This is a genomic window from Thermogemmatispora onikobensis (assembly GCF_001748285.1).
In the GTDB taxonomy this organism is placed as follows: domain Bacteria; phylum Chloroflexota; class Ktedonobacteria; order Ktedonobacterales; family Ktedonobacteraceae; genus Thermogemmatispora; species Thermogemmatispora onikobensis.
Map to the genome: position 1 here is coordinate 25,767 of NZ_BDGT01000028.1, position 20,782 is coordinate 46,548.

16 protein-coding genes and 1 tRNA gene are annotated in these 20,782 nt (G+C 60.8%); 10 read left to right on the forward strand and 7 right to left on the reverse strand.

Annotated features, from left to right (window positions below):
• Positions 1-185 precede the first annotated feature (185 nt).
• The 7 genes from BGC09_RS13160 (at position 186) to BGC09_RS23125 (ending at position 9,571) form a co-directional block, all read left to right on the forward strand.
• Positions 186-270 (forward strand) — tRNA-Leu (locus BGC09_RS13160).
• A 464-nt stretch (positions 271-734) separates the two neighbouring features.
• Positions 735-2,219 carry a trigger factor gene (gene tig, locus BGC09_RS13165; RefSeq protein WP_069804454.1) on the forward strand — a complete coding sequence of 495 codons (1,485 nt, stop codon included), beginning with the start codon at positions 735-737 and terminating at the stop codon, positions 2,217-2,219.
• 51 nt (positions 2,220-2,270) lie between these two features.
• Positions 2,271-3,551 (forward strand): ATP-dependent Clp protease ATP-binding subunit ClpX, encoded by a 1,281-nt coding sequence (clpX, locus tag BGC09_RS13170; protein ID WP_069804455.1) that lies wholly within the window; start codon positions 2,271-2,273, stop codon positions 3,549-3,551.
• A gap of 444 nt (positions 3,552-3,995) precedes the next feature.
• A complete protein-coding gene (gene lon, locus BGC09_RS13175; protein ID WP_084658721.1) occupies positions 3,996-6,647 on the forward strand; it encodes an endopeptidase La in 2,652 nt (883 codons plus the stop codon).
• Between the two features lie 486 nt (positions 6,648-7,133).
• Positions 7,134-7,697 carry a magnetosome magnetite crystal formation protein family gene (locus BGC09_RS23120; RefSeq protein WP_218104043.1) on the forward strand — a complete coding sequence of 188 codons (564 nt, stop codon included), beginning with the start codon at positions 7,134-7,136 and terminating at the stop codon, positions 7,695-7,697.
• Positions 7,698-7,977: 280 nt separating this feature from the next.
• Positions 7,978-8,550: a DUF4870 domain-containing protein gene (locus BGC09_RS13185; RefSeq protein ID WP_084658724.1), complete on the forward strand. Its 573-nt coding sequence runs from the start codon at positions 7,978-7,980 to the stop codon at positions 8,548-8,550.
• 394 nt (positions 8,551-8,944) lie between these two features.
• Positions 8,945-9,571 carry a DUF4870 domain-containing protein gene (locus BGC09_RS23125; RefSeq protein WP_218104044.1) on the forward strand — a complete coding sequence of 209 codons (627 nt, stop codon included), beginning with the start codon at positions 8,945-8,947 and terminating at the stop codon, positions 9,569-9,571.
• 182 nt (positions 9,572-9,753) lie between these two features.
• Here the strand turns inward: BGC09_RS23125 and BGC09_RS13200 are convergent, their stop codons facing one another.
• From BGC09_RS13200 to BGC09_RS13230, 7 genes are all read right to left on the reverse strand, one after another.
• The gene (locus tag BGC09_RS13200) at positions 9,754-10,149 is read right to left on the reverse strand and encodes a MerR family transcriptional regulator (protein ID WP_069804457.1); all 396 of its coding nucleotides are present in this window, start codon (positions 10,147-10,149) and stop codon (positions 9,754-9,756) included.
• 437 nt (positions 10,150-10,586) lie between these two features.
• Complete coding sequence (locus tag BGC09_RS13205) at positions 10,587-11,588, reverse strand: DnaJ C-terminal domain-containing protein (RefSeq protein ID WP_069804458.1); 1,002 nt, start codon at positions 11,586-11,588, stop codon at positions 10,587-10,589.
• A 402-nt stretch (positions 11,589-11,990) separates the two neighbouring features.
• The gene (locus tag BGC09_RS13210) at positions 11,991-12,716 is read right to left on the reverse strand and encodes a nucleotide exchange factor GrpE (protein ID WP_084658727.1); all 726 of its coding nucleotides are present in this window, start codon (positions 12,714-12,716) and stop codon (positions 11,991-11,993) included.
• Positions 12,717-13,030: 314 nt separating this feature from the next.
• A complete protein-coding gene (locus tag BGC09_RS13215) occupies positions 13,031-14,050 on the reverse strand; it encodes a segregation and condensation protein A (protein ID WP_069804459.1) in 1,020 nt (339 codons plus the stop codon).
• 166 nt (positions 14,051-14,216) lie between these two features.
• On the reverse strand, positions 14,217-14,837 hold the full coding sequence (locus BGC09_RS13220) for an HD domain-containing protein (RefSeq protein WP_141727778.1): 621 nt from the start codon (positions 14,835-14,837) through the stop codon (positions 14,217-14,219).
• Positions 14,812-15,543, reverse strand: coding sequence for a site-2 protease family protein (locus BGC09_RS13225; protein WP_069804460.1), 732 nt, complete (start codon positions 15,541-15,543; stop codon positions 14,812-14,814). Before BGC09_RS13225 ends, BGC09_RS13220 begins: the two co-directional genes overlap by 26 nt.
• Before the next feature lie 169 nt (positions 15,544-15,712).
• Complete coding sequence (locus BGC09_RS13230) at positions 15,713-16,825, reverse strand: MBL fold metallo-hydrolase (protein WP_176728920.1); 1,113 nt, start codon at positions 16,823-16,825, stop codon at positions 15,713-15,715.
• Positions 16,826-16,900: 75 nt separating this feature from the next.
• On the opposite strand from BGC09_RS13230, the gene BGC09_RS13235 reads away from it, so the two are divergent.
• From BGC09_RS13235 to BGC09_RS13245, 3 genes are read left to right on the forward strand one after another with little or no spacing between them, the layout of a single operon-like run.
• A complete protein-coding gene (locus BGC09_RS13235) occupies positions 16,901-17,650 on the forward strand; it encodes an LppX_LprAFG lipoprotein (protein ID WP_176728921.1) in 750 nt (249 codons plus the stop codon).
• A gap of 54 nt (positions 17,651-17,704) precedes the next feature.
• Positions 17,705-19,546 (forward strand): MFS transporter, encoded by a 1,842-nt coding sequence (locus BGC09_RS13240; protein ID WP_176728922.1) that lies wholly within the window; start codon positions 17,705-17,707, stop codon positions 19,544-19,546.
• Positions 19,543-20,754, forward strand: coding sequence for a DUF4097 family beta strand repeat-containing protein (locus tag BGC09_RS13245; protein WP_069804464.1), 1,212 nt, complete (start codon positions 19,543-19,545; stop codon positions 20,752-20,754). Before BGC09_RS13240 ends, BGC09_RS13245 begins: the two co-directional genes overlap by 4 nt.
• The last annotated feature ends 28 nt before the right edge of the window (positions 20,755-20,782 follow it).

Consider the following 20,782-nt stretch of genomic DNA (forward strand, 5'->3'; position numbering starts at 1 on the left):
CGCGGCCGGTGCTCCCCCTCTTTGGCCGGAGGGAGTGCTCACCTTGACACTGGTAGCCCCCCTGATGTATCATCACTCAGGTGAGAGCGTTTCATCCCCTTACCAGACAGCAGGGGTGTAGGAGCGAGGAGCAGCACCCCTGAAGCACGACGGCTGGCAGCGTGGAAACGCTGCAGGGCTATCATGGGCGGTTGCTGAAATTGGTAGACAGGACGGACTTAGGATCCGTTGGTGCAAACCGTGAGAGTTCGAGTCTCTCACCGCCCACCATCACAAAGATCCCGGGGTCACCTGCAGCGGGGGGTGGCTCCTTCCATTTGCCAGCGGAGCGGGGCGGAGCGCCTGCGCGCAGTGGTACCGACAGGGCAAGGCGAAGCACACAGACGGCACGAGGGCAGGCAACCAGGCAAGCACGCTTTATCTCACGTATCTGGCTCCCCTGAGTGCTCTTCCCCGCTGCAGTTCCCGTTTGGTTCGCGGTCTCGGCGGGTGGAGAAGTGAGCGCGTCGAGCGAGCAGCCCGAGGGAGGCAGGCGGGAAGCGGCAGAGGGTGACAGCTCTGCGTCGATCGAGCAAGCAAGACCAGATTCGTCCGTCGCATCTTGTTCTGTTGTGCCCTGTATCGAGCCATAGCAGATCAAACCACCGCTCAGCCAGTCAGTGGAGCAAACAAGCAAGCAGGCGGCACGCCGGGCGGCGCGTACGTACGATGATGATGCTTGTGTTGGAGGAACAGTGAAGGTCACAGTTGAGAAATTAGCGAGCAGCGAAGCCATTCTAGATGTAGATCTCACCTGGGAAGAGGTGGAGAAGGCTTCGGAAAAGGCTTATCGTAAGCTGGTGCAGCAGGTTGAAATTCAGGGGTTTCGTCGGGGCAAGGCCCCCCGCTCCTTGCTCGAGCGCAGGTTAGGCAAGGAGTACATTTATCAGGAAGGTCTTGACGACCTGATCAGCGAGGCCTACCGTGAGGCGCTCAAGGAGCACCAACTTACTCCACTCGCGCAGCCGGAGCTGGATGCTCCCATGTTTGAGATGGGGCAGCCCTATCATTTCCGCCTGAAGGTTCCCATCCTGACCCCCGTAGAGCTGGGCGACTACCGCTCGCTACGCTTTGAGGATGAAGAGGTTATGGTGACGGCGGAGGAGGTCGAGCGGGAACTGGAGGCGCTGCGTAACCAGTATGCGAGCTGGCAGAAGATCGAACGTCCTGCCCAGATGGGGGACCGCGTCACAGTCGATCTCAAACTGACGGTCGAGGGGCGCACCATTTCCGACTACAAGGAGAATCCCTTCGAACTGGCCGCCGATCGGCCCGGTCTCTTCGCCGGTATGGATGAGCAAATCGTTGGCATGCAGGCCGGTGAGAGCAAGAGCTTCACTCTGACCATTCCCTCCGACTATGGCAATGAGGAGCTGGCCGGCAAAGAGGCCCACTATGAGCTGACCCTCCATCAGGTTGAGGAGAAGGTCCTGCCCGAATTGGACGACGCCTTTGCCGCGCGCGTTGGCCAGTACGAGACCCTGGAGGACCTGCGCAAGGTCATCAGCGATGCCATCCAGGATCGCAAAGAGCGACAGAAGCGCCAGGAGCTGCGTGATAAGGTGCTGGAGGCTGTGGTGGCTCAGTCCAACATTGTCCTCCATCCGGTTCTGATCAAGGAGGAAGTCGAGGACATGCTGCATGAGCTGTCCCACATGTTGGAGAGACAGCGTATGTCGCTCGAGCAGTATCTCCTGCTGATGCGCAAGAGCCGGGAGGAATACATGAAGGAGCTGGAGCCGGACGCAGAGAGGCGCGTCAAGCAGCAGCTGGTCCTGGATGAGGTTGCCAGGCAGGAAGGGATCGAGGTCACGCCGGAAGAAGTTGAAGGCGTTTTTCGCATGTATGCCCAGGCGGGGCAGCCACTGCAGCGCAGCGAGGCCCAGGTGCGGGCGCTGATCATCACGCTGCGGCGCGAGAAAGCGCTTTCGCGCCTGGTAGAGCTGGCGACACGTCCGGCGGAGGAAAAGGAGCAGCAGGGCGAGGAGAGCGAAGAGCAAGCGCAGCAGTCAGAGGAGACAGCGAGTGAGGCCACTGTGGCGCAGGCGGAGGCCGACTCGGAGCCAGAGGGCGGGTCGGAGCCGGAGACCGGGCGAACCAGCGAGGCACCGTCTTCCTCTCCTGCTACAATAGTAGTAGAAGATGCGGGGGCACCGGCTGACACCGGAGGCCAGCAGTAAGACTCCAGCCAGGACTCAAGCGTCGTAATTGAGGGAAAGGTAACAACGGACGTGGCAAACTCTAAGAATATTCGCACAACCTATCGCTGCTCTTTTTGCGGCAAGAGCCAGGATCAGGTCCAACGGCTGATTGCCGGCCCGTCAGGGGTCTATATTTGCGATGAGTGCATTGACCTGTGCCGGGAGATCATCGAGGAGGAGCAGGCCACCTTTAGCAAGCCGCGTCTTCAGACCGGGAAGATTCCCACTCCGAAGAAGATCTATGAGCAATTGAGCCAGTATGTGATCGGGCAGGAGCGGGCCAAGAAGACGCTGGCTGTGGCGGTGTACAACCACTATAAGCGCATTAGCGTGGGCATGCAGATTGATGACGTGGAGCTGGGAAAGAGCAATATTCTGCTCATCGGCCCCACCGGCTGCGGTAAGACCCTGCTGGCGCAGACGCTGGCCAAGATCCTCGATGTGCCCTTCTGCATCGCCGATGCCACGGCCCTCACCGAGGCTGGCTACGTGGGCGAGGATGTGGAGAACATTCTGCTGCGCCTGATCCAGGCCGCCGATTTCGATGTAGCGCGGGCCGAGCGCGGCATCGTCTACATCGATGAGATCGATAAGATTGCCCGCAAGTCTGACAATCCCTCGATCACGCGCGATGTCTCCGGCGAAGGTGTGCAGCAGGCCCTCCTGAAAATCATCGAGGGCACGATTGCCAATGTGCCCCCCCAGGGTGGCCGTAAGCACCCGCATCAGGACTTTATTCAGATCAACACCTCGAATATTCTCTTTATCTGCGGCGGCGCCTTCGAAGGACTCGATAAGATCGTCGAGCAGCGCCTGGGCAGCAACCGCACCATTGGCTTCAAGAAAACGGTGGACGAGCCTGAGCAGCGCGCTCAGGAGACCGTGCTCTCGCAGGTCATTCCCGAGGACCTCCTCAAGTACGGGCTGATCCCCGAGTTTATCGGGCGCCTTCCCGTAGTGGTGGCCCTCGATAACCTGGATAAGGAGGCGCTCATCCGCATCCTGACGGAGCCGAAGAACGCCATTGTCAAGCAGTATCAGAAAATCTTCCAGCTCGATCGCGTCGAGTTGGTCTTCACTCCTGATGCGCTCGAAGCCGCCGCAGAGTGTGCACTGAAGCGTAAGACTGGCGCGCGTGGCCTGCGCAGCATCATCGAGGATGTGCTCCTTGATGTGATGTATGAGATCCCTTCGCGCGCCGATGTGAAAAAGGTGATCATTAACGGCGACGTTATTGCCCAGCGGCATAAACCGCTGCTGGTGACGCGCAGCGAACGCTCTGCCGCCTATTCTGAGGATGAGTCTGCATAACGCAGACTCATCTGTTTTTCTCTTACTCTGACTCATTGCCTGCTTGCCGTCGAGCAAGCAATGACCGGTCGGGCAAGAGGATCAGGCCGGGCCGGCCAGGGCGGGACAGCAGGAAAGCGATCGAACGAGGACTGGGGTGAGGTGCCGGAGCGTCGCCTATGCTCGTTGCCGTTTCCGCTCCAGCTTCGCCACAGAGCGAAGGGCGGGCACGGCCAGGAGTGGCGAACAGAATGGAAACAGCCGGTCAGCACTGGGGTCTCTCCCAGGCTTCTCCCCTGGCCAGTCCTGTCCATTCCCGTTCGTCAATGGCTCGCTCTCATTCGTCTGATCACTGAGCCGTTTGCTTCTCTTCTGTGAGAAAGCTCTCGCAAAAATCAACAATTATTCTTGTTGTTATAGTTTATATAGAGAAGAGAAATAATAGATAGTAGATAGGCGGAACTCATGAATGAGCAGCAACACCCATCGGTGGAGCCAGAGACGATAGAGGTCTATCCGCTGGTAGCGCTCAAGAACATGGTTGTCTTCCCGCGCACGCGCATGTCCCTGGCGATTGCGCGGGAGAAGTCGGTGCGAGCTGTCGAGGAGGCGCTGTTACGAGCCGACCGCATGCTGGTCACGGTCGCGCAGCGTTCGCCGGAGATCGAAGATCCCCAGCCTGCGGACCTCTATGGCTGTGGGGCTCTGGTCGAAATTGTCACCGTGCATCGTCAGGCCGATGGGAGCCTGCAGGTGCTGCTCAATGGCCTGCGCCGTGTGCGTCTGTTGGAGTTTCAGGATCTGGAGCCGTTCATGCGGGTGAGCGTGGAAGTGCCTTCCGAGCCCCAGGCGCAGGGTCCCCAGGCCGATGCTCTCGTGCGTCATGCTACCAATCTCTTCGAGCATTACGCCCAGCTTAATCGTCGCTTCTCGGTCGAAGACATCAATTCGATCGTGGCCATTAAGTCCCCGGCCCGTCTGGCTGATATGCTGGCGGCCCATGTAGTGAGCGATGTGACCCAGCAGCAGGATCTGCTTGAGACCTTTGATCCCCTGGCGCGCCTGGAAAAGGTCTGCGTCTTTATCGGCAACGAGATCGAGATTCTGGAGCTGGAGTCGGTGATCCGCAATCGCGTGCGTTCGCAGGTGGACCGCTCGCAGAAGGAGTTCTATCTGCGCGAGCAGTTGCGCGCGATTCAAGAAGAGCTGGGCATGGAGACGCCGTCGGAGGCCGATGAGTTGCGCGAGCGCTTGCGCCAGAAGAATCTGCCTCCCGAGGCGGCGGCCAAGGTGCGCAAGGAGATCGATCGCTTAGAGCATATGCCACCGCAGTCGGCGGAGATCGCCGTGGTGCGCTCGTATATCGACTGGATGCTCGCCTTGCCCTGGAGCGAGCGCACGGTGGATAGTTTCGATCTGGAGCGCACGCGTCGCATTTTGGATGAAGATCACTACGGCCTGGAGAGCATCAAAGAGCGCATCATTGAGTTTCTGGCCGTGCGCCAGTTGCGTCTGCAGCGCTCCAGTGAGCAGGGGCAGCCCCAGCGTGGCAGCCAGGGGCAGATCCTTTGTTTCATTGGTCCGCCTGGCGTCGGCAAGACCTCCCTGGGTCAGTCGATTGCCCGCGCCCTGGGGCGTAAGTTTGTGCGCATTGCCCTGGGCGGCGTGCATGATGAGGCCGAGATCCGTGGGCATCGCCGCACCTATGTCGGTGCTCTGCCCGGGCGGATCATCCAGTCGATGAAGTCCGCGGGCGTGCGCAACCCGGTCTTTCTGCTCGATGAGATCGACAAGCTCTCGTCGGAGTATCGGGGTGATCCAGCGGCGGCCTTACTGGAGGTGCTTGATCCCGAGCAGAATTCACAGTTCGTGGACCATTATCTGGAGGTCCCGTACGATCTCTCCGAGGTCTTCTTTATCTGTACCGGCAACGTCAAGTACCAGATCCCGCGCCCGCTGGCCGATCGCATGGACATCATCGACGTTCCCGGCTACATGCTAGAGGAGAAGGTCAATATCGGCCTGCGCCACCTGCTGCCGAAGGTGCTGGCTGAGCATGGCCTGACCCCAGAACAGCTTAAGATCCCGCGCTCGGTGATGGAGCGCATCGTGACGGACTATACCCGTGAGGCCGGCGTACGCAATCTGGAGCGACAGCTGGCCACCATTTGTCGCAAGGCTGCTCGCCGGATCATTGCTCGCCCTTCCACCCACTTGCGCCTGACTACTGCCTCTCTCGAGCACTACCTGGGTATGCCCCGCTATTCGACGCCGCCCCTGAGTATGCGTATGCAGGTCGGGGCTGCAATGGGGCTGGCTGTGACCGAGAATGGGGGCATTCTCTTGCCGGTGGAGGTGGTCACGATGGCCGGCAAGGGCGACCTGCTGATTACAGGCCAGCTCGGCGATGTGATGCGCGAGTCGGCTATTGCAGCCCTCTCGTACATCCGCTCGCGGGCCACGGAGCTGAACATCGATCCCAATTTCCAGGACGTCACGGATTTGCATATCCATCTGCCGGAGAACGCCATTCCTAAAGATGGCCCGTCCGCCGGGATCACGATCGCTACAGCGCTGATTTCGGCCCTGACTCGCCGCCCGGTGCGCGGCGATGTGGCCATGACCGGTGAAATTACCCTCCGGGGACGGGTGCTCGGCGTCGGTGGCCTCAAAGAGAAGATCCTGGCTGCCCACCAGGCTGGCCTACGCCATATTGTGGTGCCCGCGGAAAATAAAAAGGACCTGATGGAGATCCCGGCCCGCATCCGCCAGCAGATGCGCTTTACCCTGGTGGAGACGATGGACCAGGTGATTACTACGGCTCTGGCCAGCTCTTCCGCTGGAGAGAGTGAGGCCGACAGCGAGAGCCAGACGCTGGCGGAGTCACAGCCGCGTCCTTTGCTTGCCGATGAACGTTTACCGGCTTCGCGTGGGCGCTCGCGCTCGCGTCACGCCGCTATTGAAAACCGGAGGATTGAAGAGCCGGTCCGTCAGGGGGAAGAGTCCCAGGAGCCACCCTCGCTGATTCTTCCCGTGCAGGAGGATCACGCCGCCGACGCGCCACAAGCGCAGCTCGGGGCCCGCGCTCTGGATGAAACCTCTGAAGGAGAAGCCTGAACGCTGCTCTCCCTCCCTGCCTCTTGCTCTGATCAGGGACCAAATTGATCCTCTACGAATCCCTGGGTGGGGCGTTTACTCTTAAGAAGGGAAATCTCTGAGCAGCGCTAAGTTGTCTGCGCAAAGAAGGAAGGCAGCCTATCATGTTCCTGTGCACGCTCATACGCTGGCAGCCATGCTGAGTCGTGCGTAGATCTGCCCGCTTCTTTGGAGCGCCCATGTCGCCGGACTCGCCTTTGATCGAGATGGAGAGAGCAGCAAAGACCTATGACCTGGGCAGATAACAAGGGTGGCAGGCAGAGGAGAAAACGGCTCACGGACAGGTAGAGGGATCATGTGGGGCAAAAGACTGCTGAGTGCTGCATCGGACAGGGTAGTCTGGGTGCGCGGTGATCCTGTGATTGCGCACTTGCTCTTGTGGCGATAGCGCAGAGTTTCCTGGCATTACAGTTCTCTCTTAGGAGAGAAGAAAGAGGGGCATTAATAATGAGCTGGAATCCCACGCCTGGGCAGGAGCCCAATCAGCCGAGTAGTGGTCAGTATGGAGGCTATTCCTCGCAGCCCGGCGGCGCTTATGGCTCCCCTCCAAATAATCCTTACGGTAGCTCTCCCTCTGGTGCCAGCTATGGGCAGGCCCAGTATGGTCAGCAGCCCCATGGAATGAGCGGTGCAGCAAGCGCTCTTGGTCCCACCTCGATGGGCATGGAGGCCAACATGGCTGCCGGCCTTAGCTATCTGGTGGGTTGGATCACTGGGTTGATCTTCTACCTCTCAGAAAAGCAGAATCGCTTTGTGCGCTTCCACGCCATGCAATCGATCATCTGGTTCGCGGCTTTAACCATCCTTATAGTGGCCCTGGGCGTCTTGGGGATGATTCCCTTCGTAGGACTCTTGACCTTCTGCTTGAGTGGGCTGGTGGGCCTGGTCGGTTTTGTTTCCTGGATCGTTCTGTTGATTATGGCCTTCCAGGGGAAGTACTTTAAACTGCCGGTTGTCGGCGACTACGCCGAACGCTACGCGAGCACGCCGCCCACCGGCGCCGGCCTCTAGGCCCCCTGCTCAGAGGTAGATCCTGATAGATCCTTAGAGGGAGAAGGAGAGCGCTGCTGCAGTCCTCTCCTTCTCTGCCTTGCATTACCGCGGCTTCTCCTTTCTTCCCTGCCAGTCCCGCTGGCCGGAGCGCAGGCCAGCGGCAGCCCTCTTTTAATCCGCTGACCCTCCCTCTCCAGGTCCCCTGATCTCCTACAACTCTGGCCGCTCCCTGTGCGTAATATCATAAGGAAAGTAATAAACAGAGGCATTGTCATTATCAAAGAGTGAGTGCAGAGGGATGAGCTGGAAGCCAAATCCGCAGGAACCGACGCCGCCCTATGAGGACCCTCATCAGCCCTATCAGGGCTACCAGTACGGTCAGCACTATAGTGGTGGCTACGGACAATATGGTCAATATGGTCAGCAGCAACAGCAGCAGTACCACCCTGGCCGCTGGGGGGGACCGGGTTACTCGTCTGCCGAGAACGCGGCGATCGCCGCCGAGGCCAATACGCCGACTTCCTCTGGCCTGCCCGCAAACGTAGCGGCAGCCCTGGGCTATCTGCTCTTCTGGCTGAGCGGGCTGATCGTCTTCGTGACGGAAAAGCGCAATCGCTTTGTGCGCTTCCATGCCATGCAGTCGCTGATCCTCTTTGGACTCGTCACGCTGGTGTTGATCGCGCTACGTATTATAGAATTCATCCCTGTGATCGGGGCTGTTGCTGGTTTTCTCGATGCTCTGATTCAGCTGCTGGCTACCCTCGGCTGGGTTGCCTTGATCGTCCTGACTTTCCTGGGACGTCATATACGCTTGCCCATCATTGGAGACTATGCCGAGCGTTACAGCGGCCCGGCTGGCCCTGGCTTTTGAAGAGGCTGCTAGAGGCTGCTGAGAAACTGAGCAAGCGGGTAAATGGCTCGCGGCAGCGCTGGCCAGCTCTTTCGCCTGGCCCGGCTCGGCTGAGCCGGGCTGGCGCGAGGAACATGGACCACCGTTCACCCAAAGAGTACAACCCTCCTCCGGCATCCCACGTAATATGGAAGACGACTGAAAGAGGACTCTGGGGTGCGGCGGGCCTGACTGAGGGCCAGGAGATCTCACCCAGCCTGGTCGAGGCGTCCTCTATCGCCATTGAGTATGGAAGGGACCCCCTCCCGAAGAGGGGCGCGCAGGGAAGGGAGCTGCCGTTTGCTCCTTCCGGGAAGGCGCTAGCTAGCTTCCCGGAAGGACAGAACAGGCCAGAGAGCAGGAGTAGTGATTGCCTATGAGTTGGAATCCGAACCAGCAGCCGGCGCAGGGGCCAGAATCACCACAACCCCAGCAGCCGGGACCCGGCTATGGGGGATATCGAGGATACGGCGGGTACCAGCCTGGGCCGGGCAGCCCGCCCTATAGCTACAATCCTTACGGTCAGCAACAACAGCAACAACAGCAACAACAGTATTACACCTATCAACCGCCGTCCAGTGTCACACGGGCTGCCAGCGTCTTTGACCCCACCACGCTGAAAATGGATGCCAGGAGCGCGGCCCTGTTAAGCTACCTGTTCTGGTTTTTCAGTGGCATCATCATCTTTCTGGTGGAGCGCAAGAATCGCTTTGTGCGTTTTCACGCCGCGCAATCGATTCTCTGGTTTGGGGGACTCACCCTTCTCTTTGCCCTCGTGAGGGTGATCGGGCTGATTCCCTTCCTGGGGACCATCATTCTCGCCCTTCCTGTCAGCTGTGCCAGCGGTGTCATCCTGGCGGTTGGGGGACTCTCCTGGCTCTTCCTGATGGTGATGGCCTACCGTGGCTCCTACCTCAAGTTACCAGTGGTCGGGGATTACGCGGAGCGCCTGGCGAATCTCTTCACGAAGAAACCGGCCCAGCCTACGCCGCCCACAGCCTGACGGGGGAGGAGTGCGCGAGTGCGCGAGAGAAGGAGGCTGTGGGCAGGAGGCGCTCCGCGAAGAACGCAGATCGGGTGACCTCACGGCGAGGCAGGCGGACAGACAGGCATACCTGTGTCACCCAGAGAAGCCCCCGTCGGCCTGGCGAAAGGGGCGGCTCTAGCAAGGGCGCCTGCCTCACTTCATGAGGAAGACGAAGGCGAAGAGGGTGAAGACAACCCCTGTTGTAGACGCTGAATAATCTCCTTGAGACGGCGCGTCTCGGCCTCGTGCTGCTCGCGCAGGCGGGCGATCTCCTGCTCCATCTCCTGCTGCATTTGCTCCATACGATCCTTCATATGGAGAATCGCCTCCACACCGGCCAGGTTCACCCCCAGATCGCGCATGAGCCGGCGGATGTGGATCACGCGCTCGATATCCTTATCGGAATAGAGGCGTGGGCTATGGGGGCTATTGCCTTTCCGGGCAGGAGAGATCAGCCCGAGGCGCTCATAGTGGCGTAGGGTTTGTTCATGCACCTGGGCCTTCTCCGCGGCGACGCTAATGATATACCAGGCACCATCATCGCGCTCCGACACGGTACCTCCCTCCTTCCTTCCTTCCTAATGCTCAGGCCGTGCCTGGCCGCTGCCCGGCCTGCTCTTGCTCAACCTGCTGGAGCATGAACCGAGCAGGCAGGAGAGCGGCGGGCGAGCAAAGCTGTCTGGCCAGCCTGCCATGCTACGTGAACGCATGAGCACGTCGCTCAAATCGGTTAGTGAAGACAGGTGATCGCGCGGGCCAGCGGGCGATCACAGCAGATGATCGACCACAACGCTCATTCGATCATCATCAGCCTCTGAGACCAGCGATCAGACCGGGCGGGCGGATGGATCGTGCCCCGGGCACGCCAGGCCGAGTGAGCCGAGCCAGGTCAGGCTGGAAGTGGGCGACCAGTAGGGCTGCTGGCTGACGGCTGGTTGTCAGGTTGGGGCGGATCGCGCGAGACGAATCAGGCAGGGCGCGCACCGGCTGATCAGGTGGCCGAACGAACCTCGACGTTGCGTGTACGGGCCAGCTGTTCAAAGAGCTGGCGCTCCTCATCACTGAGATGCATAGGCAGCACCACACGCACCCGGGCGTAGAGATTTCCCTGGCCCTCGCTCCGCAAACGAGGCATGCCTTTACCCGCCAGGCGGAAGAGCCGCCCGTTCTGCGTTTCCGGTGGAATAGTCAGCATCAACTTGCGCCCGTCGGGGAGGGGAACGAGTGCCTCGCCGCCCAGCAGAGCCTTGTAGAGATCGACATCGATATCCAGATAGAGATCGTCGCCGCGGCGTTCAAAGACCGGATCAGGCTTAACGCTGATGATCAAGTAAAGATCGCCGCGGGGCCCGCCTCCGATGCCGGGCTGGCCTTCACCGGCGACGCGGATGCGCGAGCCATTGTCAACGCCAGGAGGAATCTTGACCTGGATTTTCTTACTACGTACGACCGTGCCCTGGGCGCCGCAGGTCGCACAGGCCCGGCCATGCACCTCGCCAATACCCTGGCAGACAGGGCAAATCTCAGTCGACTGTATATTGAAAGTGCGCGTGCCGCCGGTGTAGGCTTCGCGCAGCGTCACCTCGACCGGCTGCTCGATATTGTCCCCGGCCCGCCGCCGGAACTCCTGGCGGGGCGTACGAGCGCTGCGCCCGAAAAGCGCCTCAAAGAAATCGGAGAAGCCACTGTTACTATCGAAATCGATTGTTGAGGAGCGCCCACTGCCATAGGGGTAGGAGCGCCGGAAGCCTGAGAAACCGGCAAACTGATCCTGCCAATTGGGGCCGAGCGCGTCATACTTGCGTCGCTTCTCCGGGTCAGAGAGCACCTCGTACGCCTCATTAATCTCCTTAAACTTCTCCTCGGCGAAGCGGTCACCCGGGTTCACATCGGGGTGATATTTGCGGGCCAGCTTGCGAAAGGCCTTTTTAACCTCATCGGCGCTGGCCCCGCGAGCAACGCCGAGGATCTTATAGTAGTCTTTATATTCCATCTGCCCGCCCCTTTGTACGTTGAGAGCTGCTGGCTCTGATGGCTAGCTTCCCAGCTTCTGCCAGCGTGCTTGTATGCTTGCTTGCGGAGCCACTACGGATTGATCATCTTTGCAGAACCCTACCACGTTGCCTCCGGCCTGTGGCGATCTCTGGTAATGGCTGGCCTGGCAGTCGGGACCGGAAGACAGGGAAAGGCCACGCTATCGTCTGGGAGCTTGACCAGGAAGGAAGGAGCGCTGTGCGCTGCAGCACAGCAAGCAGCGCTCTGCCGGGCCGCTCTCCTTTCTGTCTGCTCCGCGAGCGCATTGATGGATGATAGCCTGGTTCCTGGTTCGGCTGGCGTGAGCGTGACTGGAAGTCCCTTGCCTGGAGTGAGCCTTCCCCTGGCGGTCGCGACTCGGTCAGGCCTCCCCTGGCTGTTCGCGCTGTTCCTTCTTGCTAACGGCCACTGTCACCTTAACGCGGGCAGGGCGCAGTGTCTCATCGCTCAACTTATAGCCCTTGCGGACCTCCTCTACAACGAGGCCCTCTGGCTTCTCGCTGTCCTCGACGGCCTCGACAGCCTCATGGATATAGGGATTGAACTGCTCGCCCACTGTTGGCACCGGGGTCAGGCCCTCACTGCGAATCAGCTCGTTCATCTGCCAGGCCACCAGGCGCAAGGTTTGCTGCAGGCCCTGGCGATCCAGGCTATCCTGATAAACCAGCGCGCGATCCAGATTATCCATGACCTCCAGCAGCTTATTCAGTAGCGCCTTCTTCTGCTGCAGGACGCGGTCGGCAATCTCGCGCTCACGCCGCTTGCGGAAGTTTTCCAGATCAGCGCGCTCGCGGACAAACTTGTCCCAGTTCTCGCGGGCTTCCTGGCGGGCCTGGGCGAGTTGGGCCGCCAGGTCTGCCAGCTGGGCCTCCAGTTGAGCGATGCGCTCCTCTAGCGTGGGGGCGGGCTGCTCCTCAGCCGCGGCAGCCGGCGTCTCGGCAGATTCAGCTGGAGCCGCGGCGGCGTCGGCGGTAGCTTCCGGCTGTTCCTTTTGTTGGGGCGTCTCTGCCGCCGGTTCCGGGTCCTGGCTTCGGAACGGTTGCTCTGGCTGTGGCCTCTCGGTAGTTTCCCTGGGTTCGTCCGTCATAACAACACTCCCCTCGTGCTTGGGTCTTGAGTCTATCTAGAATGGCACAGGGCGCAGCTAAGCGCCGCACCCCGCCAGAGGTTCTCTCTCGTTTGCTTTGCTATGCTTGCTCCGGAGCAAGCGCTCTATTCAGGCGATTTACTATTGTTTTAGTATAAATTTTGAGCCAGCTCTTGTCAAGTTGTGCCGAAACGAGCCAGCAACTGATTCTGGCCTTGCCTGGATGCCAGGGAGCGAGAGGAAGGCAGGAGTGGCCAGGTCAGGCGCGGGAAGGGAATGGGGCTGAGGAGAGAGGGGGGCAGGAAGCAGAGCGGCTAGTCGCTCTCGGTCAGCATCTGGGCCGATTCCTCCTGCTCTGTCTCGCTCTCCTGCCAGCGCGACCCGCGTTCAAGCAAAATCGGCCCAAAAAGGGTTTCCTGGCGGACGCTGATGCGCTCATGTTTCCACAGGTCGAGCATCGCGAGAAAAGTCACCACGATCAACAAGCGCGAAGCGCCTGGCTCTAGCAGTTCGCTCAGCCAGAGGCGCGGGGTCTGGCGGAGACGAGCGGTAATGACGGCAATGCGCTCACTCACGCGCACGCGCGCCTGGGGAAGCACCAGGCCCCCGTTGGCCTCTGCCTCGGCGCGGCTACGGGTCTCCAGCAAGCGGCGAAAGCTGCGGGCGAGAGCCTCAACCTCCAGGCCGACGAGAGTTGGCGGGGTCCAGGCCAGTTGGGCCTCAATGCCGGCCAGCAGGCTGGAGCGCCCATACGTCTGGAGGCCCGCCTCCGCTCGCTGGCGCAGGACTGAGGCGATCTCTTTGGCGATCTTATATTCCTTCAAATGGCGCTCCAGCTCGGCAGCCATTTCCTCGGCCTGACGCGCCTCCTCTGAGGTCTCTTGACGTGGATTGCGCGGCAAGAGGCTTTGCGATTTGATAAACAGCAGACGAGCGGCGATGGCGACGAAAGCGGCCATATTGGCGATAGGCAGCTCCTCCTCGCGCCAGTGGCGCAGATAGGCCAGGTATTGATCTGTCACGGCCACCAGGGAGATCGTGGTGATCTCCATCTGGCGTTTCTCGATCAGGTAGAGCAGCAGCTCCAGGGGCCCCTCGAAAACTGGCAGACGCACAATGTAGCCGGTTTGGGGCAGTCCCCAGAGTTCTGAGGCGCTCTGGAGAGGAGGCGGGGTGGAGCGCTCTCGCTCCTCGTGTTCTCTCGTCTGAGGCGCTGGCTGCTCCTGTTGGCTGTGGGCCTGGGCACGGCGCGGCCCGGGTGCTGAGTGAGCCAAAGGAGGGGAGGAAGTAGCCGCTGTCTGGGCCTGTCTGGTGCGCTCGTTGTTCTGTGTCATGCCGGCAAACCTCGTCTGTGGTGGGTGGCCTATAGCTGGACTGGTTGCTTGCTGCCAGCGCTGGCCTCTGGATGGGCCTTGGACCAGCAAGGTCAGTATAGAGGGAGGATGGGGGACGGGTCAATCGCTCCCGCTCTCTCTGCGATCTATCGTCTCCCCGCCCAGGCTAAGATTGCTCATCAACGCGATGCAGCTCGGAGGCAGGCCCATCTGGTTCGTGGTGGGTACGGATATAGAGCACTGTCCGCTCAGAGAGGCCGGCCTGAGCCGCGAGAGCAGCCCCAACTTCAGCGTGCCACCAGGCGTAACCGAGCGCCTGTTGCCAGTGGGGCCGCTCTGGCTGTGGATAGACAGCCAGACGCGCCAGCAGGCGAGGGGCAAAGTGTTTGCCAAGCACGATCACGGGCCGGGTCCAGAAGGGCACGCGCCCATTCCCCTTGCCGACATCGTGCAGGAGGGCGGCGATCAGCAGCTCCTGATCGCGGCAGCCGCCCGCCAGCAAGCCGCGATAGACACGCAGACAATGGGCCTGGTCGGCGAGCGACATGCTCTCGAAAAGCGCAAGTGCGGCAGGGGGCAGGAGCGCGGCCACTTCGGCTCGTTCGGCACTGCTCAGGGGACGGCTGGGACCAAGCTGGGCCCAGACCTGCTTGAGACGATAGCCAAGACGCCCAAACCGCAGAAGCCCGCTCGAACGCTGTGGCCTGACTCTTAAGCTCTCCTGGCGCTGTTCTCCCCCCATTGGCGCCTCGCCCACCTGCTCAGAAGCTGTAGATTGCGCTGACATTTGTGATGCTCAGGTTGGTTACCAGGCCAGCCAGGAAAAAAGCCCCGGTGCGGATATAGTCAGGGATATGGGCCAGGGGGAAGCCAGGCATCTGGGCGATCTCGGCGATAAAGGGGACAATAAAGAAAAGCGCCAGGATGATCAGGGGACCCCAGGGGCCAGAGCGCGCGAATTGCAGGGCCTGACGAGTGGGCAGCAGGATATAGACAATCTGGTAGCCATCGAGCGGGTAGAGTGGCAGAATATTCAGGATGGTCAAAGCCAGATTGGTGCAGCTGAAGACCATCAGGAATTGTGGTATGCGCAAGAGTACCGCATTCTCCGAGAGCAGCGGGTAGATGAGGCGAGCGAGCAAGGCAAAGATCAGGCCCAGCAACAGATTAGCAAGCGGGCCGGCCAGAGCAACTAACAAGGGACCGCTGGTACGTCCGCCGCGCAACTTCCAGGGATCGGTCTTCACCGGCTGGCCCCAGCCCAGGCCAACGGGTCCAAAGGTGATGGGCATAAAGGCGAGAATCAGACACAGCAGCGTCCCGAGCGGATCGAGATGGCGGCGCAGACGCAGTGTATAGCGTCCCTCGACCCGGGGCGTTGGATCGCCGAGCCAGATCGCCATTTGGGCGTGAGCGAACTCATGCAGCACGATGGCGATCAAAAATGAAACGACGATCATCAACGCCAGAACCACATTGATTTTCGTCTCCATCGCTCTCCTCGTTGTCGATATCGGATCTCTGTGCAGGCCCCGTAGAGGCTGGCGTGTGACTCCAGGCGCTTCTGGCCAGGGAGATCTGCCGGTGAGCTGAAGCCTTCTTGGCCTGGTGCCTCTGCTTCAGATGCTCAACCTCCTTCGGGTGGCGAACTGACAGATGCGTTTATGAACTGACCAGCAGGTCGATCTCCATCGCTTCGCGGGCCAGGCGCGCCCGACTGAACTGCTGACGGGTAGCGAACTCGATACGCTCTAGCTTTTGATCATCGTAGGTTGGCTCGTGGTGGAAAAGAATCAGCTCGCGTACCCTGGCCAGTTGCGCCACTGTGGCCGCCATCTCATAGGTACTATGGCCAAAGCCGCGTCGCGAGTGGCGATAATCTTCGGGAGTATACTGGGCATCGTGGATGAGAAGATCGGCCTGTTCAAGAAAGGCCAGCATCTCGCTCTGGTACTCCTCTCCCCACTCCAGATCGGTAGCGTAGATCAAGCGCCGCCCAGCGTGTTCGATGGCGTAAAGCAGCGAGCCATTTTGTGGATGGAGGGTCGTAAACCGGGCATGAATGCGGACCTCCTCCGGCAAGGGCGGCTCCCGCGCAGCCTGGCTTTCTTGCAGCAGGAGCGGCTGATTGCAGCCTGGTTTCCAAACGATCCACATATTATCTTCCAGGGTGTGGAAAGCTCGCTGCGATGGTAGCTGACGAATATCGACAGGAAAGTAGGGTGGCGACATGACGGGTATAACAAGCCCTTCGAGATCACGTCCAGCAAGGCGGGGGCCAAAGAAGTCGATGCTGACCGTTGGTTCATAGAGAGGAGCAAAGAAAGGCAATCCTTGCAGGTGGTCACCGTGAGCGTGGGTGATCAGCAGCGCGAGATGGAGCGCATGACCGTTGCTGCGCCGCAGCAGCGAATCGCCCAGGGCGATAATGCCGCTGCCGGCGTCCAGCACCAGCGTGCGCCCGCTGACGTCCACTTCGACGCAGGCGGTATTGCCACCGTAGCGCAGCGTCTGTGTTCCTGGTACCGGGTAGCTGCCGCGCACGCCCCAGAAGCGAACACGGAAACGCGGCTGCTCAGCCATCAGTTGCTCCTTTGTGCCTGCTGACGTATTGCCTGTCGTTGCATGGTAATTATAGCTTGCGCTGCTCTCCTTGAAAAGGGCTGCTCTTCCCATGCGGCAGGTCGACCAGCAAGAGCGGTGGTAGCGGCAGACCGGGATCAGCTGGAGACCTGGGGAAGGAAGGATAACCGCCGCCTTACCTTCAGTCGTCATAGCTGGTACAATCCTTAGCAGAAATATAGGACGAGGCGGAGCATGCACCATCAGAAGAGACAGGTGTCGAACGGTATGAAGGCGACCAGAAGTCTGCCCTATGACGGGCGAACAGGGGGGGCCAGGCCGGACCGACGAGGGTGGCTGTCGGCAGTGGTTGTAGCGGTGGCGCTGGGGTCCCTGCTCCTGTTAGTGGCCTGCGGTGGCAGCTCGGCCCCCGATGCGCGGCAATTGCTCGCCGCATCCCAGGCGGCCATGCAAAAGGTTCACTCCTACCATTTCAATCTCCAGGTTGAGCACGCTGGCAGCAGCGCCACTCTGGTCATTCAAAGTGCCGATGGCGATCTGGTCGTACCCGATCGCTTGCAGGCCAATGCTGGCGCTCTTGTGCTTGGCTCGCTGGTGCAGGTGAAGATCATTGTGGTGGGCGGGCAGCAGTACATGACCGACCCTATTACGGGACGCTGGCAGACCATCAGTGGCCTGCCTGATCCCCGTGTGCTCTCTGACTCGCGCACCGGCATTGCTGCCCTTTTGGGGCAGATTCGCAACCCGTCGACGCCTGGCGAGAGCAGCATCGGCGGGGTGGCTTGCTGGCAAATCTCCGGTAAGCTCGACGCCAGCTATCTGCGCGGCTTGCTGGGAGACCAGACGCGAGCTGGTTCGCTGCTGGACGCCGTGGTCTGGATCGGCAAGAGCGATCACCTGCTCTATCAGCTGCGCCTGACTGGCGTGGCTGCCGATGGCGATACCAACCAGACGGTGCGCACGTTGAAGCTCTCCAAGTTTAACGAAGCGATGACGATTAGTGCGCCAGCTATCTGACGGCCCTTGGGGGCTGGGAGCTGCTGGTGCCTCCTGGTCACTGGAGGTGAATGGGTGCGCTCTCTTACAAGTGCTGGGCGCCGTCAGCGTGAGGTGTCGGGGCAGTTGTCCCTGCTGGGCCTGGTCTTTGTCTGTGCGGCTGTCTTCCTGACAGCTCTCGATCAGACAGTTGTCGTCACGGCGCTTCCCCAGATCATCACTGATCTGCAAATACCAATCTTGCAGCTCGACCGCGCTTCCTGGATTATCAGCGGCTACTTGCTGGGATATGTGATTGCGATGCCCCTGTTGGGGCAGCTGGCTGACCGTTATGGGAGGCGGCGCCTATTGCTCTTGTGCCTGGCCGTGTTTGCCGGCGCCTCGCTGATGTGTGGACTGGCTCCCTGGCTTGGCTCGCTCAATGATTTGAGCTTCTTGCAGGTGGTCGGCGTTGACACGCAATCGCCTGGCCTGGTCTGGTTAGTGGGGGCGCGCGTGCTCCAGGCGGCGGGCGGGGGCGCCATTGTACCGATCGCTATGGCGATTGCTGGCGACTACTATGGCGCGCGCGGTTTAGGTCCGGCTCTCGGGCTGATCGGGATGGTCACCGAGGCCGGGGGCGTGCTCGGCCCCCTCTACGGAGCCTGGATTACGCAGACGTTAGGGTGGAACGCGATCTTTCTGCTCAACCTGCCTCTGGTGGCCGTGCTCATGGTGCCGCTGGCTTTCTGGCTGCGGGAGCCGGCGCGGGTTCTGGAGACAGAGCGAGGGCAAGGGCGGAGGCAGCGGCCAGGGGTCGACCTGCCTGGGGCCGCTCTGCTTGGCGCTGCCCTCCTCTGTCTGAGCCTCGGCCTGGCCCAGGAGGCGACCCTCTTAACGGGGGGACAGCCCGGTGGCCTCCAGGCTCGCAGTGTGGCGGAGAGCGCCAGCGCGCACGGCAATCCTCTCTTGATCGGTCTGGCACTGCTTCTACTCGTCCTGTTGGTCCTCCTGGAGTTGCACTTACAGCGAGCAGTGCCAGCGGAAGAAGGCCAGGCCGATCCTACGGGGCGAGGGCGCTGGTCCAGGCTGAAGCTTCCTGGTCGAGGGGCGCCCGTGCTCGACCTGCAGCTCTTTCGCCGCCTCTCCTTTGTCGCCGCGGCGGTGGTCAGCCTGCTCGTGGGGGCGGCTCTGATCATTGCGATGGTAGACATTCCTATCTTCGTTGCCACGGTGCTGGGGGAGACGGCCATTGCCAGTGGCCTTGCCTTGCTGCGGCTGACGGCGATGATCCCTGTCGGGGCGCTGGTTGGTGGCTGGCTCTGCGAGCGTCTGGGAAGCCGGCCTGTGGCCATCGTCGGACTCCTGTGCGCTGCGGCGGCGTTCTGGTTGATGCATTTGTGGCCACTGCACGTGGACTGGAACCAGATCACGCTGAGCACCATGCTCGGAGGCTGGGGCTTTGGGCTGGTTATTGCTCCGATTGGGGTGATAGCCCTGGATGCGGCGCGCGAGAGACGGGCGGGTCTGGCGGCGGCTCTCATCACCATGCTGCGGATAGTAGGCATGATTCTCGGCCTGGCAGCGCTCACTTCCTGGGGTCTGGGCTATTTTCGCGCCCTGGCCGCCGCTTTTGTGCCCCCGTCTGGGGCTACCCCTTTCAGCTCTGCCTACCTGCGTGCCTATACCGCCTATCTGGTCTCGGCAGCTCACACCGTCTATACCACCATCTTCCTGGTAGCCGGTGTCCTCTGTCTGCTGGCCGTTCTGCCGGCTTTAGCCTTTCGAGAGAGCCAACCTGTGGCCTTCTTCAAGCGTACTTCAAAAGGGGGACAGGAATCTTCCCAAGCGACGACTGACCTGGTTCGGCCAGGACGGACCGCGGGCGAGAGCGGAGCCATCCCGGCGCCGGACCCAAGAGAAGGGGAGCAGCTATGAGCAGAGAGAGCAAAGGGCCTCGCTGGTCCGAGGAGCCAGAAGAGGATAGCTGGCCTGGCTATGACGAGGAGGTACCTCCGGGCCGTCGGGCGCAGCGCCGCGCTCGGGCCAGCGGCTACAACTACGAGGCCAGATACTGGCGGCCAGAGAGGGAGCGTCTGAGGCGCAGAAGGGCATCTCAATGGGGGGGGGAGGATGCTGAGGTAGAGGAGGTGGAGGGGGTTGAGGCAGGGAGAGAGGAGGAAGATCTCCTGTTTCCCAATGGGAGAGGAGACTGGGCGGTCTCCCATCGCCGGCCCAGACGCCGCGGCCCTCCCTGGCTCTGGTTTCTCTTCGGCTGCAGCGTAGCCATCCTCCTGCTGCTGCTCGGGATCATCGTGGCAGTCTTCGCGGCCCTGCGCAGCGTCACTGGCAGCAGCCCCTTGCCGATCCTGGGCCCGACCGCCAACACCTATACCCAGACAAGCCAGCAGACGATTCCTGTCAGCAACCTTGAGCAGCTCACGATCAGCAGCCAGATTGGCACTGTTGACATCACTAGCGATTCCCGCCTGGCTACGCCGGAGCTGACAGTTGTTAAGCGAACAAAAGCAGCAGGCCAGGCCGAGGCAGATGAAGAGTTCAAGCGCATCAGCATTCAGGTTCAGCCGGGACCTGGCAGTTTGCAGGTCACAGCGACACTGCCGCAGAGTGAGGGTCTGAACGGCCCCAGCGACACCGTCGATCTCCAGTTCAGGCTGCCAGCGCAGGTGAATCAGAGCGTGACCCCCTTCAAGTTGAATGTCGAGCTGGCCGTGGGGGACATCCACATTCAGGGACTCACGGGCATGCTGGTCGTCAAGGATGAAGCAGGCAATATTACTGTGGAAAGGGCAACCTTGACCGATGGCAGTAGCCTGCGCACAGTCAATGGCCAGGTAACCTTCAGCGGGTCGCTCGATACTCGTCCTGTGGGCGGCGGGAAGCCGCTCTTCCAGATTCATAGTGAGGTTGGCCAGGTCAACGTCACCCTTCCAGCCTCTACCGCTGTGGTGGTGGATGCCTACGTGAACAGTGGCAAGATTGTGAGCGCCTTCCCTATCCAGGTCAGCACTAATGCTGGCTCTGCCACCTATTATGGACCGCTAGTACCAGGGAGCGGGCCTATGCCAGCGGCCCTCTTGCGCCTCGATGTCGGCACTGGCGCTATCAATCTGCACAGTGCATAAAGTAGCATATCTGTAGCGGACAAAAGAT